The 19201-nt window shown below is 58.3% G+C and carries 17 protein-coding genes, 1 tRNA gene, 1 pseudogene and 1 riboswitch; of the genes and pseudogenes, 13 read left to right on the forward strand and 6 right to left on the reverse strand.

The annotated features are described in order from the left end of the window. Nucleotides 1-30: 30 nt before the first annotated feature. Nucleotides 31-714, forward strand: coding sequence for a phosphate regulon transcriptional regulator PhoB (gene phoB, locus J3P73_RS03165; RefSeq protein WP_003545181.1), 684 nt, complete (start codon nt 31-33; stop codon nt 712-714). A gap of 283 nt (nt 715-997) precedes the next feature. Here the strand turns inward: phoB and J3P73_RS03170 are convergent, their stop codons facing one another. Beyond that, entirely contained in the window at nt 998-1531 is a 534-nt protein-coding gene (locus J3P73_RS03170; RefSeq protein WP_130699391.1) for a GcrA family cell cycle regulator, read from the reverse strand. A gap of 420 nt (nt 1532-1951) precedes the next feature. Here J3P73_RS03170 and J3P73_RS03175 point away from each other — a divergent pair, with 420 nt between their 5' ends. From J3P73_RS03175 to J3P73_RS03185, 3 genes are all read left to right on the forward strand, one after another. Continuing rightward, entirely contained in the window at nt 1952-3151 is a 1200-nt protein-coding gene (locus tag J3P73_RS03175) for an aspartate aminotransferase family protein (RefSeq protein ID WP_207579752.1), read from the forward strand. A gap of 42 nt (nt 3152-3193) precedes the next feature. Next, a complete protein-coding gene (gene argF, locus J3P73_RS03180; RefSeq protein WP_003545186.1) occupies nt 3194-4108 on the forward strand; it encodes an ornithine carbamoyltransferase in 915 nt (304 codons plus the stop codon). A gap of 90 nt (nt 4109-4198) precedes the next feature. After that, nucleotides 4199-5191: an Hsp33 family molecular chaperone gene (locus J3P73_RS03185; RefSeq protein WP_207579753.1), complete on the forward strand. Its 993-nt coding sequence runs from the start codon at nt 4199-4201 to the stop codon at nt 5189-5191. Between the two features lie 302 nt (nt 5192-5493). Here the strand turns inward: J3P73_RS03185 and apaG are convergent, their stop codons facing one another. The 3 genes from apaG to J3P73_RS03200 form a co-directional block, all read right to left on the reverse strand. Next, nucleotides 5494-5886 carry a Co2+/Mg2+ efflux protein ApaG gene (apaG, locus tag J3P73_RS03190; protein ID WP_026157240.1) on the reverse strand — a complete coding sequence of 131 codons (393 nt, stop codon included), beginning with the start codon at nt 5884-5886 and terminating at the stop codon, nt 5494-5496. A 574-nt stretch (nt 5887-6460) separates the two neighbouring features. Further along, nucleotides 6461-7492, reverse strand: a complete 1032-nt coding sequence (locus tag J3P73_RS03195; protein WP_207579754.1) for an IS110 family RNA-guided transposase — start codon at nt 7490-7492, stop codon at nt 6461-6463. Nucleotides 7493-7748: 256 nt separating this feature from the next. Continuing rightward, nucleotides 7749-8933, reverse strand: coding sequence for an O-succinylhomoserine sulfhydrylase (locus tag J3P73_RS03200; protein WP_207579755.1), 1185 nt, complete (start codon nt 8931-8933; stop codon nt 7749-7751). Nucleotides 8934-8975: 42 nt separating this feature from the next. Next, nucleotides 8976-9054, reverse strand: a riboswitch (SAM riboswitch). A gap of 72 nt (nt 9055-9126) precedes the next feature. Here J3P73_RS03200 and J3P73_RS03205 point away from each other — a divergent pair. From J3P73_RS03205 to J3P73_RS03215, 3 genes are all read left to right on the forward strand, one after another. Beyond that, nucleotides 9127-10221 carry a 2'-deoxycytidine 5'-triphosphate deaminase gene (locus J3P73_RS03205; RefSeq protein WP_012755918.1) on the forward strand — a complete coding sequence of 365 codons (1095 nt, stop codon included), beginning with the start codon at nt 9127-9129 and terminating at the stop codon, nt 10219-10221. A gap of 59 nt (nt 10222-10280) precedes the next feature. Continuing rightward, nucleotides 10281-10354, forward strand: a tRNA-Gly gene (locus tag J3P73_RS03210). A gap of 187 nt (nt 10355-10541) precedes the next feature. Then, a complete protein-coding gene (locus tag J3P73_RS03215) occupies nt 10542-11765 on the forward strand; it encodes a tyrosine-type recombinase/integrase (protein ID WP_207579756.1) in 1224 nt (407 codons plus the stop codon). 57 nt (nt 11766-11822) lie between these two features. Here J3P73_RS03215 and J3P73_RS03220 read toward each other — a convergent pair whose 3' ends face one another. Beyond that, nucleotides 11823-12407 carry a type VI secretion system-associated protein TagO gene (locus J3P73_RS03220; RefSeq protein ID WP_130808706.1) on the reverse strand — a complete coding sequence of 195 codons (585 nt, stop codon included), beginning with the start codon at nt 12405-12407 and terminating at the stop codon, nt 11823-11825. Between the two features lie 247 nt (nt 12408-12654). Here J3P73_RS03220 and J3P73_RS03225 point away from each other — a divergent pair, with 247 nt between their 5' ends. The 5 genes from J3P73_RS03225 (at nt 12655) to mcrC (ending at nt 17797) form a co-directional block, all read left to right on the forward strand. Next, on the forward strand, nt 12655-13122 hold the full coding sequence (locus J3P73_RS03225; protein ID WP_130808707.1) for a hypothetical protein: 468 nt from the start codon (nt 12655-12657) through the stop codon (nt 13120-13122). A gap of 125 nt (nt 13123-13247) precedes the next feature. Then, nucleotides 13248-14216: a hypothetical protein gene (locus tag J3P73_RS03230; protein ID WP_207579757.1), complete on the forward strand. Its 969-nt coding sequence runs from the start codon at nt 13248-13250 to the stop codon at nt 14214-14216. Nucleotides 14217-14392: 176 nt separating this feature from the next. Next, a protein-coding gene (locus tag J3P73_RS03235; protein WP_130655348.1) for an IS3-like element ISRle4 family transposase occupies nt 14393-15582 on the forward strand; the annotation gives its coding sequence in 2 pieces (ribosomal slippage) (nt 14393-14642 and nt 14642-15582; 1191 coding nt in all). Between the two features lie 104 nt (nt 15583-15686). Further along, entirely contained in the window at nt 15687-16742 is a 1056-nt protein-coding gene (locus J3P73_RS03240; RefSeq protein ID WP_245002700.1) for an AAA family ATPase, read from the forward strand. Then, a complete protein-coding gene (mcrC, locus tag J3P73_RS03245; protein WP_207579758.1) occupies nt 16742-17797 on the forward strand; it encodes a 5-methylcytosine-specific restriction endonuclease system specificity protein McrC in 1056 nt (351 codons plus the stop codon). The genes J3P73_RS03240 and mcrC overlap by 1 nt, the downstream gene beginning before the upstream one ends. Here the strand turns inward: mcrC and J3P73_RS38240 are convergent. After that, nucleotides 17777-18184: pseudogene (locus J3P73_RS38240) on the reverse strand (recombinase family protein); the annotation flags it as partial. The gene mcrC and the pseudogene J3P73_RS38240 overlap by 21 nt on opposite strands. 244 nt (nt 18185-18428) lie before the next feature. Between J3P73_RS38240 and J3P73_RS03250 the strand changes: the two are divergent. Continuing rightward, entirely contained in the window at nt 18429-18755 is a 327-nt protein-coding gene (locus J3P73_RS03250) for a sunset domain-containing protein (RefSeq protein ID WP_130808709.1), read from the forward strand. Nucleotides 18756-19201 lie beyond the last annotated feature (446 nt).

A 19201-nucleotide genomic window follows, 5' to 3' on the forward strand; every position in this document is an offset into this window, starting at 1 on the left:
TAAGGATCATGCGCGAGGAGACCGACACGCATGATCCCGAGAGTTGCAGTTGTTGAAGACGAGGAAGCCCTCAGCGTGCTCCTTCGCTACAATCTCGAAGCGGAAGGCTTCGAGGTCGATACCATCCTTCGTGGCGACGAAGCCGAAATGCGGCTTCAGGAGCGCACGCCCGATCTGCTCATCCTCGATTGGATGCTGCCCGGCGTCTCCGGCATCGAGCTTTGCCGGCGCCTGCGCATGCGGCCGGAAACCGAGCGCCTGCCGATCATCATGCTGACGGCGCGCGGCGAGGAGAGCGAGCGTGTCCGCGGGCTGTCGACAGGCGCCGACGATTATGTCGTCAAGCCCTTCTCGACCCCCGAGCTTGTTGCCCGCGTCAAGGCGATGCTGCGCCGCGCCCGTCCCGAAGTGCTGTCGACGGTGCTGAAATGCGGTGACATCGAGCTCGACCGCGAGACCCATCGCGTCCATCGCAAGACCCGCGAAGTCCGCCTCGGCCCCACCGAATTCCGCCTGCTGGAATTCCTGATGTCGTCGCCAGGCCGGGTCTTCTCCCGCTCGCAGCTGTTGGACGGCGTCTGGGGCCACGATATCTATGTCGACGAGCGCACCGTCGACGTCCATGTCGGCCGCCTGCGCAAGGCGCTGAATTTTTCCAACATGCAGGACGTCATCCGCACCGTCCGCGGCGCCGGTTATTCGATGGAAGCCTGAGGGCTTTTTCGTCATGCTCGGGCTTGTCCCGCTGCTGTCGGTTCGCGGCGATGGACTGCCCCTCATCCGGCTGCCGCCACGTTCTCCCCGTAAACGGGGCGAAGGGGATATGCCGCGACCTCTCCGTTCCCCACAACCTTTTGCAGGGCACGTCCCCTCGCCCCGTTTACGGGGAGAGGGTTAGGGTGAGGGACAGCCATCCCCGCAACGAGCGCTCCCATCCACGCGCACAAAAAAACGGGCCACTCGGCCCGTTTCTGCATTCTGACGATGGTCAGCCCGCTCAGCTGGCCCGCGCTGCTGCCCGGCGGCGTTCGTTGACCGGCTGGTAGGCAAGCTTCTGGTGATAGCCGCAATAGGGCGAATTGTCGGGGGATTCGCAGCCGCAGAAATGGAAGTCGTCCTTCAGCGGATCGCCGACCGGCCACTTGCAGGTGCGTTCGGTCAGTTCCGTCAGGCCGAGGCGTCGGGAAATCGGCACGACCACGTTGCCTCTCGGCACGTATTCCATTTCCTCGATCGTTTCGATCTCGATCTCTTCCTTCAGCATGGTCGCGCCCTGCTGGCGGGTAACGGTGCGGGTAGTGACCCGCGAGGCGTAGTTCGGCGCGCGCGGCGCCGAGGTATTGCGCTTCGGCGTTCGTGCCGCGGTGTTGGTGCCGCCGGCCTTGGCACGGCCGGGAAGGCTCAGCCGGTGCACTTTGCCGATGACCGCATTTCTGCTGACCCCGCCAAGCTGCGCAGCGATCTGGCTGGCGCTCAGTCCTTCGGCCCAAAGTTTCTTGAGTTTCTCGACCCGCTCGTCTGTCCAGTTCATGCCCTGTCTCCACCTTCTGCGTTGGTGATGGCAGAATCCCTCACCGTTGTCCCGGGAGCTCCGAAACAAGAAACGCTTGATCAATTTTGGTGACTAGTTCCGCCGCATGCAGTCTAGTAATTGAACTTTAACCTAGTGTGAGGCTGACTCCGTGACAAGAGTCGCATGAATCCGGATGAATCGAATTCGTAGTTTTCCCCAACTTGCTGCCCCTGCGTGGCATTTCTGCAATAATGCCTGTTGAAGACTGAAAATGCCGCTGTACACCCTTGCTGCATAAGCTAAGGGCGCAGTTTTGTTGACATTGCAGCGCGAAAAGGAAATAGTGCCACTCGCCGCCGCAAGGCGGCATTTTTGATTTTTCGGGCCTGGTTTCTTTAGCCGGAGTCATTGCCCGGCAACTTTGATGGAGATCGCGCCATGGCTGAAGCCGCGCCGCTTTATGACACCTATTCTCGTGCCCCGCTGCGGTTCGAGCGAGGCGAGGGCGTGTGGCTGATCACCGAAAGCGGCGAGCGATATCTCGATTTCGGCGCCGGCGTTGCCGTCACCTCCGTCGGCCACAGCAATCCGCATGTTGTGGGCGCACTGAAGGAGCAGGCCGACAAGGTCTGGCACCTGTCGAACATCTATGAGATCCCCGGTCAGGAACGTCTGGCAAAACGGCTGACGGACGCCACCTTCGCCGACAAGGTGTTCTTCACCAATTCGGGCGCCGAGGCGCTCGAATGCGCGATCAAGACGGCGCGCCGCTATCAGTTTTCCAAGGGCCATCCCGAGCGCTTCCATATCATCACCTTCGAAGGCGCCTTCCACGGACGGACGCTGGCGACGATCGCTGCCGGCGGCCAGGAGAAATATCTCGAAGGCTTCGGCCCCAAGGCGCCGGGTTTCGATCAGGTGGCTTTCGGCGATATCGAAGCGGTCCGCGCCGCGATCACCGATGCCACGGCCGGCATCCTCATCGAGCCGGTGCAGGGCGAGGGCGGTGTCCGTCCGGCCACCACCGAATTCATGAAGGCGCTTCGCCAGCTCTGCGACGATAACGACCTGCTGTTGATCCTCGACGAGGTCCAGACCGGCGTCGGCCGCACCGGCAAGCTCTTCGCCCATGAATGGTCGGGCATCACCCCCGACATCATGGCTGTCGCCAAGGGCATCGGCGGCGGTTTCCCGCTCGGCGCCTGCCTTGCCACGTCAGAGGCCGCCTCCGGCATGAAGGCCGGCACGCATGGCTCGACCTATGGCGGTAATCCGCTCGCCATGGCCGTCGGCAGCGCCGTGCTCGACATCATCCTTGCCGATGGCTTCCTCCAGCATGTGCGCGACGTAGCACTGGTCTTTCGCCAGGGCCTCGCCTCGCTGAAGGATCGTTATCCCGATGTGATCGAGGATATCAGAGGCGAGGGGCTGTTGCTCGGCATCAAGGCTGCCGTTCCCTCAGCCGAGCTGCTGCAGGCGATCCGCGCCGCCCATCTGCTCGGCGTACCCGCCGGCGACAACGTCATCCGCCTTCTTCCGCCCCTCGTGGTCACCGCCGAGGAAGCCCGCGAGGGCCTTGCCCGCGTCGAACGCGCCGCCGAGAGCATTCGCGCCTCCAAGGTCAAGAAGACGGCTTGAAGAGATTGCCGCCTTCGGGCGCAGCACAGGTAAGAAGACGATATGAGCCCTAAACATTTCCTCGATCTTTCGGCAGTCACATCAGCCGATCTCAGAACCATCATGAACGATGCGCTTTCCCGCAAGCAGGCTTTCAAGGCAGGCCAGGGCGACAAGCCGCTCGCCGGCAAGATGCTGGCGATGATCTTCGAGAAGCCGTCGACCCGCACCCGCGTCTCCTTCGACGTCGGCATGCGTCAGCTCGGCGGCGAAACGCTGTTCCTGTCCGGCACCGAGATGCAGCTCGGCCGCGCCGAGACGATCGGCGACACCGCCAAGGTGCTGTCGCGTTATGTCGATGCGATCATGATCCGCACCACCGAGCATTCGCGGCTGGTCGAGCTGGCCCAGCATGCGACCGTGCCTGTGATCAATGCGCTGACGGATGACACCCATCCCTGCCAGATCATGGCCGATATCATGACCTTCGAAGAGCACCGCGGCCCGATCAAGGGCAAGACCATCGCCTGGACCGGCGACGGCAACAATGTGCTGCATTCGCTGGTCGAGGGTGCCGCGCGCTTCGGCTATCGCATGAACATGGCCGTACCCCTTGGCTCCGAGCCCAAGGATCACTATCTGAACTGGGCCCGCAATGAGGGCGCCGAAATCATGCTCTGCCATGATGCCGACCGTGCGGTCGCCGGCGTCGATTGCGTGGTGACCGATACCTGGGTCTCCATGAATCAGGAACATCGGGCCCGGGGTCACAATGTCTTCCAGCCTTATCAGGTCAACGCGGCCTTGATGGCGAAAGCCGGCAATGATGCATTGTTCATGCATTGCCTGCCCGCCCATCGCGGTGAGGAAGTGACGGACGAAGTGATCGACGGTCCACAATCCGTGGTCTTCGATGAGGCGGAAAACCGTCTTCATGCGCAGAAGTCGATTCTTGCTTGGTGCCTGGGCGCGATCTGAACCATAATCGGACGTCGCGAGAGACAGACTCGCGACCGCGTGAGCGAAGGGCACGCTGGCCCATCGCTCTGAAACTAGGAGTTAAAAGCCATGGCAGAAGCTGCAGCCGCCCTCGGCCAGTTTGATTTCGCCGGCGATGACCATGTCGTCCCCTTCCAGGTGGAGGGGCTGGATGTGCGCGGCCGCGCCGTCCAGCTCGGCCCGATGCTCGATGCGATCCTCGAGCGTCATCATTATCCCGCACCCGTTGCCCGGCTGCTTGCCGAAGTCGTCGTGCTGACGGTGCTGCTCGGCACCTCGCTGAAGTTCGACGGCAAGTTCACGGTGCAGACCAAGGGCGATGGCCCGGTCGATCTTCTCGTCGCCGATTTCTCGACGCCGGAAAATGTCCGCGCCTATGCCCGTTTCGATCAGGCGCTGCTCAACAAGGCGATCGAGTCGGGTGAAACCGAGCCGGAGCAACTGCTTGGCAAGGGCGTGCTCGCCTTCACCATCGACCAGGGCAAGTTCAGCCAGCCTTACCAGGGCATCGTTGCGCTCGACGGCACCACGCTGGAAGAAATTGCCGGCGTCTATTTCCGCCAGTCGGAGCAGATCCCGACGCGCGTCCGCCTTGCCGCGGCCGAACTCTTTGATCGTGACGATGCGGGCAAGCCGCGCCATCGCTGGCGGGCCGGCGGCCTCGTCGCCCAGTTCCTGCCGGAAGCGCCGGAGCGCATGCGCCAGCCGGATCTCCACGGCGGCGACGGCGACACCGGCAGCCGCCCGCATGGTGAGGACGACGCCTGGCTCGAAGCCCGTTCGCTGGTCGAGACCATCGATGCCGATGAACTGACCGATCCGCTGGTCGGCACCGAGCGGCTGCTGTTCCGCCTGTTCCACGAGCGCGGCGTGCGCGTCTACGAACCGCGCGCCGTCTTCGACCGCTGCAGCTGCTCGCGCGACAAGATCAAGGGCGTGTTGAAGGGCTTTTCGGCCGAGGAGATCGAAGCCAGCCAGGAAGATGGCGAAATCGCCGTCACCTGCGAATTCTGCTCGACCACCTACCGCTTCGAGCCGGCCGAGCTTCAGCCGGCTGAATAGTCGACACCACTGCTGCTCGGTTCGCGCCGATGGCTGCCCCTCACCCTAACCTTGCCGGGGTCGAGCCACTGGTCTCGACCCGTCCTGCGGACCCCCGTAAAAACGGGGCGAGGGGACGTGCCCTACGAAAGGTTGATGGGGAACGGAGAGGTCGCGACACGTCCCCTTCGCCCCGCAAAAGCGGGGAGAAGGTGCCGGCAGGCGGATGAGGGGCAGGCCTCGGCAATCCCCCAGGAGCGGGGGCGTTGAAGACGTCTCAGGAACGTGGCGCAGACGGAAGATGACGTCTCAATGGATGCGCCTCAGTTAAGCACGCGCAGCAGCCCAGGTGAATCCAGCGAGAAGGCGGGGATGTCGACATCGAACATCTCGCCGTCGTCCGTTTCCATCTGGTAATGGCCGAACATCAGCCCTGAGGGCGTGTCGAGCGGGCAGCCGGAGGAATATTCGTAGGTGTCGCCGGGGCTGAGCCGCGGCTGTTCGCCGACGACGCCGGGACCGGTCACCTCGTCCACCTGGCCGTTCTGGTCGGTGATGTTCCAGTAACGATTGACCAGTCGAACGGCTATGCCGGAATTGTTGCTGATTACAATCCGATAACCCCAGACATAGCGGTCATCGTCCGGATCGGATTGCTCCTCCAGATAGAACGGTTCGACGACAACTTCGATGTCTCTTGTGAGGGCGCGATACATGCCTTGCACCTTAGTCAAGATATCTTACCCGTATCTTATAAGAGGCCCTGTCCGTCAAGAAACGGAACAATTATCATCGCTGAAATGGCTGTGATCCGAAGGGTTTTCGATCGTTAAGCCTAATTGTCAGTGTTAATTCAGTTTCGGAACGCCGCGGCGGGCAAACTTGTTCCCCCCCTCGGTCTCACCCAGTGAGGTCCGGCACGGCCGAACCCCAAGCATGTCGCGCAAAAGTGTGCAGCGGTTGTCTAATCGCATTGCCTTAGTCAAGGCTGTTTTGTTTTGCCATTCGGTATTGGCTCTGTTTTTGAGGAACGCGCACCCGCGGTGTATTCGATTGGTTGGGCGATGTTGTCTTCAAAGCTGTCCAGCGCCGGGAGCAGGGTTGTCTGCGCGGTCGACACCTGGTCGCCGCATAATGGGTCTCCGCAGGCAGGATCTTCCTATGTTTTGCGCGCAGTCTCAATGAGCTGCAGCCGCTGTAACGGAATGATCCGACCCACGCCCGCAGCTGGGACGCTCAGTGCCTCACATCAGGTTTGACGCGCTGAGGGAAGAAGGCCCGACACTTCGCTTATGCCGTCGCGCCGGCCAATCTGTTGAATACGTCTCCTGTCTTGAGCATGCTGTGCATGATGACCGCAAGCTTTCGGGCGACCGCCACCGCAGCGCGCTTGAAGCCCAGCCGCTCACGCAGCTTAAGCCCCCAGCTTTTGAGACGGCTCTCGTTCCTGGCACTGGTTCTTGTGAGGATCACCGTCGCCGCTTCATAAAGCAGCCCCCGCAGATGGGGGGCGCCTCTTCGAGAGATATGGCCGTCATAGTCGACCTCGCCTGACTGGTAGCGCCTCGTTGTCAGCCCGAGCCAGGCGCCCACCGATCGCGACGTTTTGAAGTTGTCTGGACCTTCAATCGCGGCGACATAGGAGATGGCCGTGACGGCACCGATACCCGGGATCGTCATCAACCGCTTCGTCGCCTGGCTCTCCCGTGCCGCTGCGACCAGCTGGCGACCAAGATCGGCCGCGCGCATGCGTATGTCACGCCACCCCTCAAGCAGCGGCAAGATGATCTTTGCAAGGCCGTCATTCCCATCCAGGAGTTGCCTCACATTGTTATCAAACACCCGACCTTTTCCTTGGGCGACGATAAGACCGAACGTCTTCATCACACCGCGGATCTGGTTGCTAAGCTGGGTTGAGATGCTCAGGAGCTGAGTGCGGGCCGCCACCAGCGTGCGCGTCAGCATGCTGTCGAAAGCCTTGACCCGGACAGCCTTGTAGAAGCCGGCTTCGGCCAAATGAGCCAAGCCATCCGCATCATTGGCATCGGTCTTGTTGAGCGTCTCGTTCAAGACCTTTTGTGCGTGCCGCGCTTCGATGCAGATCGCCGGCACGCCTTCCTTGGTCAGCTCATGATAGAACCACGTCGACAATGGCCCCGTCTCGAAAACAACGCGCCTGGCGTGCGGGGCATGCTTGCGGATCATCTCGGCTACAAGTTTGGGGTCCGAAGCGCACTTCCCCCGCCAGATCCGTTTACCGTCCTGTCGGATTGAGATCGCGGTCTCTTTCAATGAAACATCAAGCCCGATATATTGGTCCATGGTTGCTCTCCGTTCGATGTTTGGGCCCGGTTCCAATCGTGAGCCCGTTTTTCCATCTTATCGGGGGCAACCACCCCTGCCAGCCATCTCTCACGAAAATGGTCTGGGATGATCGCGCCGCGATTACCCCATGTTTTGCGATAACGACATGCGTAAAAACAAAAACTAAAGCGCGAGGAGCGAATCTGAAAGATCGCGACGCGCTTTAGTGAGATCCGGCCGAACCCGGGTGGGGTCCGGCCGCTCTGGCTGTCGATCAGGCCAAGACCTTGTCAAGCGCCTTGGCGAAATCTTCGATCAGGTCGTCGGTATCCTCGATGCCGGCCGAAAGGCGGACCGTGCCCGGGGAAATGCCGAGTTCGGCGCGCGCCTCATCCGTCAGGTTCTTGTGCGTGGTCGTCGCCGGATGGGTGATCAGGCTCTTGCTGTCGCCGAGATTGTTGGAGATCTTGACGATATCGAGCGCGTTCTGCAGCGCAAAGGCCGCATCCTTGCCGCCCTTCAGCTCGAAGGCGACCAGCGTCGAGCCGCCGGTCATCTGCTTGGCGATGATATCGGCCTGCGGATGGTCCTTGCGGCCGGGATAGATCACCTTGGCGACCTTGCCCTGCTCGGCCAGGAAATCGGCGATCTTTGCCGCATTTTCGGTCTGCTGGCGCACGCGCAGCGGCAGCGTCTCGATGCCTTTCAACAGTGTCCAGGCATTGAACGGCGACATGGCCGGGCCGGTATGGCGGAAATAGTCGTGCAGGTTCTCGTCGATCCATTCCTTGTCGGAAAGCACGACGCCGCCGAGGCAGCGGCCCTGTCCGTCAATATGCTTGGTGGCGGAATAAACGACGATATGGGCGCCGAGCTCCAAGGGCTTCTGGAAGAGCGGCGTGGCGAAGACGTTGTCGACGACGACCTTGGCGCCGATCTGGTTGGCGAGCTTGGCGACGCCAGCGATATCGATCACTTCGAGCGTCGGGTTGGTCGGGCTTTCCAGGAAGAACACCTTGGTCTTCGGCGTGATCGCCTTTTCCCAGTTCGCCAGATCCCGGCCGTCGATCAGCGTGCAGTCGATGCCGTATTTCGGCGCCAGCGTCTCGACGACCCAGCGGCAGGAACCGAACAGGGCGCGCGCGGCGACGATATGATCGCCTGATTTCAGCTGGCAGAGGATCGCCGCGGTGACGGCGGCCATGCCGGAAGCGGTGGCGCGGGCGTCTTCGGCGCCTTCGAGCATGCACATGCGCTTTTCGAACATGTCGTTGGTGGGGCTGCCGTAGCGGGCGTAGATGAAGCCCTCCGTCTCGCCCTTGAAGCGGGCTTCGGCCGCCTCGGACGTTTCGTAGACGAAGCCTTGGGTGAGATAGATTGCCTCGGACGTCTCGCCATATTGCGAACGCAGCGTGCCACCGTGGACGAGTTGGGTTGCCGGGCGCCAGGTCTTGCTCATGCCATCACCTTCACATAACAAAAAAACCGGTCGCAAAAGCAGACCGGTTTCAACCCGGTCTTTTTAGCCACTTGTTTAACGTGGCTGCAAGCCGACCGGCCAAATCACCACGGGATAATTCTGCAATACTGCTGTTAGCTGCTTGCGTCAATTCCCCGAGTTTGGTTTTGTCGGCGCAAATGATGGATGAGGCATGATGGCTCGCGAAACGGGAATTCTGGCGGATCGCGCGATCTCCGCGCTGTTCGAAACGGGGCGTCTGATCTCCGAGCGGGAGCTGGACCGCGACCAGATCCAGCCGGCAAGCCTCGACCTGCGCTTGGGCGGCAAGGCTTTTCGGGTGCGTGCCAGCTTCATGCCAGGCCCCTCGCATCTGGTGTCCGACAAGCTTGACCGGCTGAGCCTGCACGTGATCGACCTCTCCGAAGGCGCGGTGCTCGAAACGGGCTGCGTCTATATCGTGCCGCTGATGGAGAGCCTGGCGCTGCCGGCCGAGATGTCGGCCTCGGCCAATCCGAAGAGCTCGACCGGGCGCCTCGATATCTTCACCCGCGTCATTACCGACTACGCCCAGGAATTCGACAAGATCCCATCAGGCTATTCCGGCCCGCTCTATCTCGAAATCAGCCCGCGCACCTTCCCGATCGTTGTGCGCCGCGGCTCGCGCCTGTCGCAGATCCGTTTTCGCGTCGGCCAGGCCCTGCTCGGCGAGCCGGAACTGTTGAAGCTGCACGAGAGCGAGACGCTGGTCGCCAGCAAGCTGCCGAACGTATCAGGCGGCGGCATTGCCCTGTCGATCGACCTTGCCGGAGACAAGGACGGCCTGATCGGTTATCGCGGCAAACATCACACTGCCGTCGTCGACGTCGACAAGAAGGCCGAGCACGACCTCTTCGATTTCTGGGAACCGCTCCACAGCCGCGGCCGCAACGAGCTGATCCTCGATCCCGACGAATTCTATATCCTCGTCTCGCGCGAGGCCGTGCACGTGCCGCCGGATTACGCAGCCGAGATGACCCCCTTCGATCCGCTGGTCGGCGAATTCCGCGTCCATTATGCCGGCTTCTTCGATCCGGGCTTCGGCCATGCGCCTGCCGGCGGACGCGGCAGCCGCGCGGTGCTCGAAGTGCGCAGCCACGAAGTGCCCTTCATCCTCGAAGACGGCCAGATCGTCGGGCGCCTCGTCTACGAGCACATGCAGGAAAAGCCCGCCAGCCTCTACGGCTCCGGCCTCGGCTCCAACTACCAGGCCCAGGGCCTGAAACTCTCGAAACACTTCCGCATCTGAGACGTCGCATCCGGCGCGACTTGACAGCCGCCCCCATCTGTTGGAAATCTCGCTTCGTCGCGGGTGTAGCTCAATGGTAGAGCAGCAGCTTCCCAAGCTGAATACGAGGGTTCGATTCCCTTCACCCGCTCCACTCACCCTCAGGCTAGTTGTTTAGTAACGTCCACAGACGTCCAATAAATCCATGTAAACCAGTGGCTTATAGGGGTGCCATGCCTCGCGCGCGCGTAGCGAAGTGCAACAAGGTGCAGTGACAGCCAGTAATTTTTTCGGTACAAAACTGCGGTACAAGGCTGCTAGCTTAGAGGCCAATACCGTAAATGGCGCTGACCGATGTCCAAATTAGAAATGCCAAAAAATCCGAAAAGCCCTACAAACTGCCAGATGGAAAAGGCCTTTATCTCTATGTTTCGACGGCAGGTGGTAAGTCATGGAGGGTCGACTACGCCTATTTCGGTAAGCGGAAGACGCTGACGCTAGGTGTTTATCCCGCCCTTGGACTTTCCGACGCTCGCACCCGGCGAGATGAAGCCAAGAAAAAGCTATCAGAGGGTTTAGATCCGTCGCTGGCAAAAAAGCGGGAACAACTTGCTGCCAAAGCGGCGGCGGGAAACACGTTCGGTTTGATCGCCGATGAATTCATCGCCAAGCTGCGCCGTGACAAGCGAGCCGACCCGACCATCGACAAGAACACTTGGATGTTAAAGGTGCTCGCGAAGAAGCTGTCACCTTATCCTATCACACAGATTTCGGCGAAAGACGTCTTGGACGTCCTCAACGTGATCGAAAAAAGTGGGCGCATAGAGAGTGCGCTCGCCACGCGGTCAGCAATTGGACGCGTCTTCCGGTTCGCTATTGCTACAGCAAGAGCGGAAAACGACCCTACCTCAGCTTTGCGGGGCGCTCTTCAGCGGCATGTGCCGGTGAGCCACGCAGCGCTCACGACTCGTAAGGAGCTTGGCGGCCTAATGAGGGCAATCTATGGATATGATGGCTGGCCGTCGCTTGTCGCAGCGCTGAAAATTCAGGCTCTCTGCTTCGCTCGGCCCGGTGAAACCCGATCAATGGAATGGTCGGAGCTTGACTTTGAAAACGCCATTTGGACAATCCCCGCCGCAAAGACAAAGATGCGCCGTGAGCATCATGTTCCCCTCTCTCGTCAAGCCATCGAGGTCATCAAACATATGAAGGAACTGTTTGAAGACAAACCGCAGGTCTTTCCGTCGATGATGTCTGGAAAGACGGTGCTTTCGGAAAACTCAATGAACTCAGCTCTACGGCGCATGGGGGTGGGGGAGGATGAGCACACAGCACATGGGTTTCGCTCATCAGCTAGCAGCATTTTGAATGAATCCAGTGAGTTCAGTCCGGACGCAATTGAGGCTCAGCTTGCTCACCTGGACACGCGAGAGGTAAGGCGAGTCTATAATCGCGCGACATATTGGAATGAGCGCGTGAAGATGATGCAATGGTGGGCTGACATGCTCGATGAAGAGCGCACAACAACGCCGATTGCTGGGGCGAGCGGCGGTCCGACGCCTTGACGCAGGTCAATCGGGCATCAGCTCATTGACGCCCGGAGTCGAAGCTGGAAAGACGGCCTACCAGCCGCACTGCTTCCGCAGCGGTCTAATTTGCTCATCTATACCGGTCAGGTCGAATTCCACCGTCGATGTGGACTCGTTATAGCCAGTAATTTCCGCAGTCAGCGTCTTGTGCCCGAGCAGTTGCCTTACAAACGGTATGGCGGAACCGCCCGACCATAGCCCCAGCGCTTCATTGTCAGTCGAGATGACAAAGGACTTGCTTTTCGTCTTCTCGGCATCAAGGCGGTACCGAATGCGCCCGTAGTTCTCAATATCAGCCATGAAAGTGCCGCCAAGTGTGAAGTACAGGCTCGTGACCTTCTCTTCGCACCGAATGTTCAGCAGCGCACCGTACCTGTCGGCTGTCACCGAGATATTGAAAATATCGGAATCGTCCATTTTGGACTTCTGATTTTCGACCGTCCATTTCGACACAGTGGAAGACGTCGCTGCGGGCTCGGGCTTGAAGATCTTGTCGTAACAAAGCAGCCGATCACCATCGCTAGGCATCGTTGCGCATTCTTGGGCAGTGATGGCGTGCGCTGAAGTAGCGATGAGACCAAAAGAAGCAATAGTCAGTGATAGGAAAGGCACTTTCATTAAGGATGTCCATCATCTCTACGTCAGTAATCTATTTTCACGCTAACGCGCCGTTGGCAACGCCTCTTCATGAGCATTCGCGATACCGTCAGCGTTAGCGGCGGCGTTGATTGCGGCATTGTCTGCCGCGTGTGCCCAGCGACCCATGGGTCGGCTATCTCCGACGGCGGCGCAGTTGACAAAGGTCTCCTTCGCATATCGATTGTAAAATTATTCTCCGCACATCGTTTGGCTGGAAAAAGACAACATGGACGACAGCGACAGCCACAAGCAGCTCGCGATCACTATTGCCGGATCCGCGAGTCGAGCCGAGGCTGACGCTCTCCGCGATTGGGCGCGACTACTGATCGATCTAAAAGACGAGAACATTTCGGCCACAGCGAAGGCAAGGAAGGCGATTTCGCTGACGGCCTCTAGCAAGGTCATCCTGCCTGCAATGAAGATCATCAGCGCGCAGGTAAAGAAACATGGTTGGGACAACAGAACATCGACGCAACGCTTGGGCATAGCAGCCGCAGCAGGAGCTTTTACCCTGTTCCCGGGCGCAAACGCTGGCATTGCTGCACTCGGTGGTGCTGTCGGCGTGCCGTTGTGGATGGTTTTCGGTGGGGGCTCGATGTTTTTGAAAGTTTTATACGACGAGCTGACGAAGCGATCTGACGAGCAGGCTTCCGGAGCGTCCTACAAAGTGATCGATGCTGAAAAGCAGGATTAAAGGACCTTGGAGAGGCCGCTGAATGGGAAAGGCTGAGACTGTACGTTCCTCAATGCTCGGCAAAAAGGCCCGCCGTTGCAGGATAACGCCGTTGTGGAACATCTTACCGCAAGGATTCTAACGGAATGAAGTATGACGAATTTCGCGGTTGGTTGCGAGCGAGGGGCGGAAAGCCGAACAGCGTCAACACACGATCAACTGCAATCCGCAAGATCGAAACCGAAATGGCCGCCCTTGGCAGCTCGTACACGGATCTTGATGCGGCCTACGACAATGACCAATTCGCGCAACTTAGACAGGCGCTTGATGATATGCGCCTCGATCTGCGTAACGGAGGCACTCGGTATCGGGTGCTCTTTCCAAATTCAAACGATCCCATCAACAGGATAGCGAACAGTCGGGCCTGGCTCGGGCAATACGGACAGTTTCGCGGAGCTAGCAACCGTCCTGAGCATCTTGGCCTACTGGCTGACGAACGCTATTGGTTTGTCGGAGGATCATTCGGCGGGACGGATGACCAAGTGCCACGCTTTTTAGCTGATGGCATTTGGGAAATCAGAACCCCTAACGCTCATGACGCCGCTGCTGTTCGCTCGATGAAGATTGGCGATCGAATTGCAATTAAGGCAGCCTTTGTGCAACGCCATAATCTTCCGTTTGATAATCGCGACCGAAGAGTGTCGGTAATGCGTGTTAAGGCGCGCGGCGTGGTCACCGCCAATCCGCGGGACGGCGAGCGTGTGTCGGTGTCGTGGGACGAGGAGTTCGAGCCAAAGGACTGGTACTTCTATACATATCGGCCTACGGTTTGGGAACTACATCCGGGGAATGATCTAGCTGACAGATTGATCGCCTTTGCATTTTTCGATGAGCCACAAGATGTCACTTGGTTCCGCAATCATAAGTCTTGGTCTGATCTGTTCGGCGACAGTGCGTCGCCCACAGCTCAGCGTTTCTGGATCGAGAAAACAATAGTTGCTGGTCGCCCCGATCGCGAAGCGGGCGAGAACTCAATAGGCCGCGCGCTATGGTCGCCACAGCGGTCTAAGGATGGAAAGAACATCTACAACCGGGCGACGCTGTCTTCCATCTGACAGATAACGAGGGCTTGTCAGCAATCTCTGTTGCCGCCACAGCCGCTGATAGCGACTTCACCACCTTGGAGGAGAGCGAGTGGGGAAAGCAACCAGGCTTCCGCATTGAATTTGACCTTGCCCCGTTGAAATAATCCATTTTGAAGTAAGCTCTGGCCCATTGAGAGGACCAGAGGATGAAGCGCAATCGTTTCACAGACGAACAGATCATCGGCATATTGAAGGAGCACGAGGCAGGCACGCCGGTCTCGGAGCTTTGCCGCAAGCATGGCGTCAGCGATGCCAGCATCTATAAATGGAAGGCCAAGTACGGCGGCATGGAGGTGTCCGAGGCCAAGCGGCTGAAGACGCTTGAGGACGAGAACACGAAGCTGAAGCGGCTTCTGGCGGATGCGATGCTCGACAATGCTGCCTTGAAAGACCTTTTGGGAAAGAAGTGGTGACGCCCGCGGCCAAGCGGAAAGTTGTCGCGCATCTGATGAGCCATCATGAGATGAGCGAACGGCGGGCGTGTAAAGCCATTGGTTTTTGCCGAATGACGGTCCGTTACGAGACCAGGCGCGACGATGATCATGAGCTTCGCGAGCGAATGAAGGCGTTGGCGCATGAACGTCGCCGCTTCGGATATCGACGCATTCATGTGCTGCTCCGGCGGGAGGGTCACCTCGTGAACCACAAGAGGCTCTTCCGGCTCTATCGGGAGGAGAAACTGACGGTGCGCAAGCGCGGCGGTCGCAAGCGAGCGATAGGCACGCGAGCGCCGATGCTGGTGCCGATGGTGGCCAATGATCGCTGGTCGCTAGACTTCGTGTCGGATCAGTTCACCGATGGGCGCAGGTTGCGGATTCTGACCGTCGTCGATGATTGCACGAGGGAGTGCCTGGCGCTCGTCGCCGATACATCGCTTTCCGGTCTTCGCGTCGCACGGGAGCTTGACCGGATTATCGAGGAGCGCGGCAAGCCGAGGATGATCGTCAGCGACAACGGCAGCGAGTTCACCAGCAACGCGATCCTGCAATGGGCGGACCGGACCAAAGTTGACTGGCATTACATTGCGCCTGGCAAGCCTATCCAGAACGCTTTTATCGAAAGCTTCAACGGGCGGCTGCGAGACGAGTTCTTGAATGAAACTCTGTTCTCGTCGCTTGCTCACGCCCGGTCCGCGCTTTCAAACTGGCGTAGTGATTACAACGATCAACGCCCGCATTCAGGCCTTGGCTGGCTGACACCGGCCGAATTCGCTCAGACACTCAACCCGCGACGTGATGCGGTGCTGCGCAGCCGAAATGGCTCCGCACCGCAACCCGCCGCTACCGAACCAACAACAGCAACCAAAAACCGCTGGAGCGAACTCAAAACTGGATAAAACTTGGGGGCAAGGTCAAATTAACCAGCTATGAGATTCTTGAGCCGAAGCTTCCTCGCGCTGCGTTTCTCGATACGGAACCGTTTTCGACAGAGCTAAGAGAATTGGCTGAGAGCGGCGCTAAGGGGTTGTTCTACAACAACCGACTTGGCCTTAATCAGGGCGCCTACCTCACCGAAGCGACACCGACACTGCTTACTATCCTGAACCGTGCCTACCAGGCATTCGCAGGTCGAAGCTTGCCACATTTGTTGATGGACGCCCCGCAGGAAGCAGAGGAGGTCATAGCGCCTTACACCCTTGAAGACGCTCTTGAGGTCCTATTTCTGGAGGCCCCCCAAGCGCAAGACATTCTCCGGCTGTGGGCCGCGAAAAAAAACATAATCTTACAAGGGCCACCGGGCGTTGGAAAATCGTTCGCGGCGCAGAAACTTGCTTTTGCGCTCATGGGTGCCGAGGATCGCAGCCGATTTGGCCTCGTCCAGTTTCATCAATCCTATTCTTATGAGGACTTTGTTGAAGGTTATCGGCCCACCGCAACTGGCTTCGACCTTCGAGCTGGGAAATTTGTGGAGTTCTGCAGGCGGGCGGAAGCCGATCCGAAAAAAATCTATGTGTTTGTTATCGATGAAATTAATCGAGGAAATCTGAGCAAGATCCTGGGCGAGTTAATGCTCTTGATCGAGCACGACAAGCGAGATCCAAAATGGGCGATGCCGCTCTCATCTGGAAAAGTTCCATTTTACGTGCCTGCGAACGTACATATCTTGGGGCTCATGAACACGGCAGATCGATCGCTCGCAGTTGTCGATTATGCACTACGGCGGCGGTTTGCGTTTGTAGACATCGAGCCTAACCTTAATGCCCCGAAATTCCGACAACTTCTGTCAGGCTACGGGTTGAAGGAAGACCTGATCGACACTCTGATCAGCCGGGTAGGCATGCTCAACAAGGAGATTGTCGGCGATGTGGCAAACCTCGGTCCGGGTTTTGCTATTGGTCATAGCTTCTTCTGCAGTGGCCCGATGTCGGAAGAGGAGGATACAGCATGGTATGAACGGGTTATGAAGACCGAAATCCTTCCGTTGCTCCGCGAATATTGGTTTGACGCACCAAGTAAGGTAAGCAACTGGGAAGGTCACCTACTGTCTCCCATGTGATGCCTCCTGCTATTCCCATTGAAAACGTTTATTACCTGTTCTGCTATGCCTGGAACAGGTTTGAAGACGCGCAATCACTTCCGGTCGGGGCTGAAGCAAGCCCAAACCTCCCTAATCTGCTCGCTCGGGTATTGCTGAGCGGAATGCGAAAAATATTGCGACGGGGACTCGATCGCGACTACCGATATGAAAGGGATGTCCTTCCGACCGTACGAGGCCGGATTGAACTTGGCGAGACATTGCGCCTCCAAGCGAGAAGAATTAGGCGGCTGCAATGTGAGTTCGACGAACTAAGCCACGACTTACTTCATAATCAAATCCTCAAAGCATCGATAAAGCGATTAGCACGCGCTTCTATGATCGATCGCCGGTTAGCTCATGAACTGGCGGTGACTGTTCGGCTTATGCCATACGTCAGCGACATTCGGCTCGATCGATCGGCATTCTCTAGAGTTAGCCTGCACCGGAACAATTCACACTATCAGTTTCTGCTGAAGGTGGCGGAGCTGGCATTCGATTGTCTTTTGCCGAACCATGATGGAACCGACTATCTCTTTCACGATGTCACGCGCGACGAACGCAAAATGGCAGCTGTGTTCGAAAGGTTTGTGCGAAACTTCTACAGGGTTGAACAACAATCGCTGTCTGTTGAACCACTTAATATCAAGTGGGATGCTACCCGGATTGCAGGCAGCGCTGCGCGATTGCCGAGCATGCGTGTCGATGTGTTCCTACGAAGTGCAAATCGGCGGATAATTCTGGATACAAAGTACTATGTAGATGCCCTCCAGACCTACTACAATGCGGAGAGCTTCCGCTCCGAAAACCTCTACCAGCTCTTCGCTTACCTGAGAAATGCAGCTGGGAGCGATAATGCTTTCGCGAAGACCGAGGGAATTCTTCTTTACCCTCGCGTTGGGGTAAGCCTTGATGAGGCATTTATGATTCAGGGCCACTCGGTAAAGATTGCGACCATCGACCTCTCGATGCCCTGGAAAGAGATTAGGGAACGACTTCTGAAAATTCTGGCTCCGTTACAGCCAGAGGCAGAATGAAGCAGCAATTCGCCTACGATTTACCCGGGACGCTCCGAGAACGCGGTACACTTGCATTCGTGAGCAGCCGGCCTGTCTCGAGATGGCGGCGGGGCCAACGCCATCAGGATGGAGCCGATGGATGAGCGCATGGTCAAGGCGGACCTTTCCGTATGGCTTCCTGGCGCCTTCGCGCGAGCGATACCTTCGCGCTGGCGTCCTTGATGAAACCACGCTCTATCTGGGCGACCATGCCGAGCACCCGAGCACCGTGGGAACAACGTTTCCCATTTCGCCGCGCGTCGAGACGTGAGGGTCAAGAACGGTGACGAAGGCGCCCCGTTGCTAGCATGCATGAACGATAGTGGAGACATCGCACGTACCTCGGCGAAGCCGATCGAGACGGGTACGATGAGCAGTTGCGAGACGTGCGAACTAGCAGGCTGGCTGAAAGCAAAGCTACCCGAAACAAGTGCCCTCTCAAGGTATGCAGCCAAGAGCTTGAGGGCTCTCACAGCGCACGCAACAGTCAAGATTACCCGAAAGGCGCACTGCGAAGCTAAATTCACTCCATTTGGAGTAGGCGCATGCAGCTTATGCTAATGTACGACATCGGATACAATCGTGGCGCAAATCTTCTGGGGGGAAGAGTATGCGCAATCGGCGTTATCATCCAGGGCCGCAGCGGAAATCACTTTTGGCTGAGGCTCCGGCACTGTTCCTCGGTCTTGTAGTTGCTGGCGTTGCCGGCGTTTATTCGATCGACGATTTGGCTTCTGCCCCTTCGCAACTGCTCCGGCTCGTAGATCCCAGTTGCAACATCAAAGGCAATATCAGCATCAACTCAGGAGAGCGCATCTACCATGTGCCGGGGCAGAAGTTTTATTCCGCAACTAGAATACGTCTCGAATACGGCGAGCGGTGGTTTTGCACGGAGCAGGAAGCGCGGGATGCGGGCTGGCGGCCAGCTCATAGATAGCCGCGACAAACGGGGACAGAGAACGGGTTCAATCGCGTCCAGGAGGTAAGGGCATGAGATACACGACCGTTGCTGCACTTCAATTTATTACTTTTGTGACGCCCGCCATAGCGATAGATCAGCTGAATTCAGTTCGTCAAAGAACGTCATTGTCGCACCCACGGTGGGTAGTCTCAATATCCTCCAGAGAAGCTTTGGGACAAGCAATACGCCCGTTCCCCTGGTAGATAATCTTTATGCGACTCTATGTACCGTTACAATTTCGCCTCAAGGAGGGGAAGTGCTTGTTACCGGTCAGGCAGTTTTACACAACGAGAGTTACAAGTATGACGCGCCGGACAATCAGTCTAAAAACAATATAACTGCGCGATCGGCTATTAGAATTCTCGATGGGAGCGGGCATCATCTAGGAATCGCCGAGGCTGGCGGCCCCACTTCGGATGAGG

Origin of the sequence: Rhizobium ruizarguesonis, from assembly GCF_017357285.1 — a bacterium.
GTDB classification, from domain to species: Bacteria; Pseudomonadota; Alphaproteobacteria; order Rhizobiales; family Rhizobiaceae; genus Rhizobium; species Rhizobium ruizarguesonis.

Bases quoted from the DNA above. Each gene is read 5' to 3' on its own strand.
- phoB (WP_003545181.1), top strand. From the start codon at position 31: ATGATCCCGAGAGTTGCAGTTGTTGAAGACGAGGAAGCCCTCAGCGTG.
- J3P73_RS03215 (WP_207579756.1), top strand. From the start codon at position 10,542: ATGGCGCTGACCGATGTCCAAATTAGAAATGCCAAAAAATCCGAAAAG.
- J3P73_RS03220 (WP_130808706.1), bottom strand. From the start codon at position 12,407: ATGAAAGTGCCTTTCCTATCACTGACTATTGCTTCTTTTGGTCTCATC.
- J3P73_RS03200 (WP_207579755.1), bottom strand. From the start codon at position 8,933: ATGAGCAAGACCTGGCGCCCGGCAACCCAACTCGTCCACGGTGGCACG.
- argF (WP_003545186.1), top strand. From the start codon at position 3,194: ATGAGCCCTAAACATTTCCTCGATCTTTCGGCAGTCACATCAGCCGAT.
- J3P73_RS03230 (WP_207579757.1), top strand. From the start codon at position 13,248: ATGAAGTATGACGAATTTCGCGGTTGGTTGCGAGCGAGGGGCGGAAAG.
- apaG (WP_026157240.1), bottom strand. From the start codon at position 5,886: ATGTATCGCGCCCTCACAAGAGACATCGAAGTTGTCGTCGAACCGTTC.
- J3P73_RS03250 (WP_130808709.1), top strand. From the start codon at position 18,429: ATGCGCAATCGGCGTTATCATCCAGGGCCGCAGCGGAAATCACTTTTG.
- J3P73_RS03185 (WP_207579753.1), top strand. From the start codon at position 4,199: ATGGCAGAAGCTGCAGCCGCCCTCGGCCAGTTTGATTTCGCCGGCGAT.
- J3P73_RS03205 (WP_012755918.1), top strand. From the start codon at position 9,127: ATGATGGCTCGCGAAACGGGAATTCTGGCGGATCGCGCGATCTCCGCG.
- J3P73_RS03225 (WP_130808707.1), top strand. From the start codon at position 12,655: ATGGACGACAGCGACAGCCACAAGCAGCTCGCGATCACTATTGCCGGA.
- mcrC (WP_207579758.1), top strand. From the start codon at position 16,742: ATGCCTCCTGCTATTCCCATTGAAAACGTTTATTACCTGTTCTGCTAT.
- J3P73_RS03170 (WP_130699391.1), bottom strand. From the start codon at position 1,531: ATGAACTGGACAGACGAGCGGGTCGAGAAACTCAAGAAACTTTGGGCC.
- J3P73_RS03175 (WP_207579752.1), top strand. From the start codon at position 1,952: ATGGCTGAAGCCGCGCCGCTTTATGACACCTATTCTCGTGCCCCGCTG.
- J3P73_RS03195 (WP_207579754.1), bottom strand. From the start codon at position 7,492: ATGGACCAATATATCGGGCTTGATGTTTCATTGAAAGAGACCGCGATC.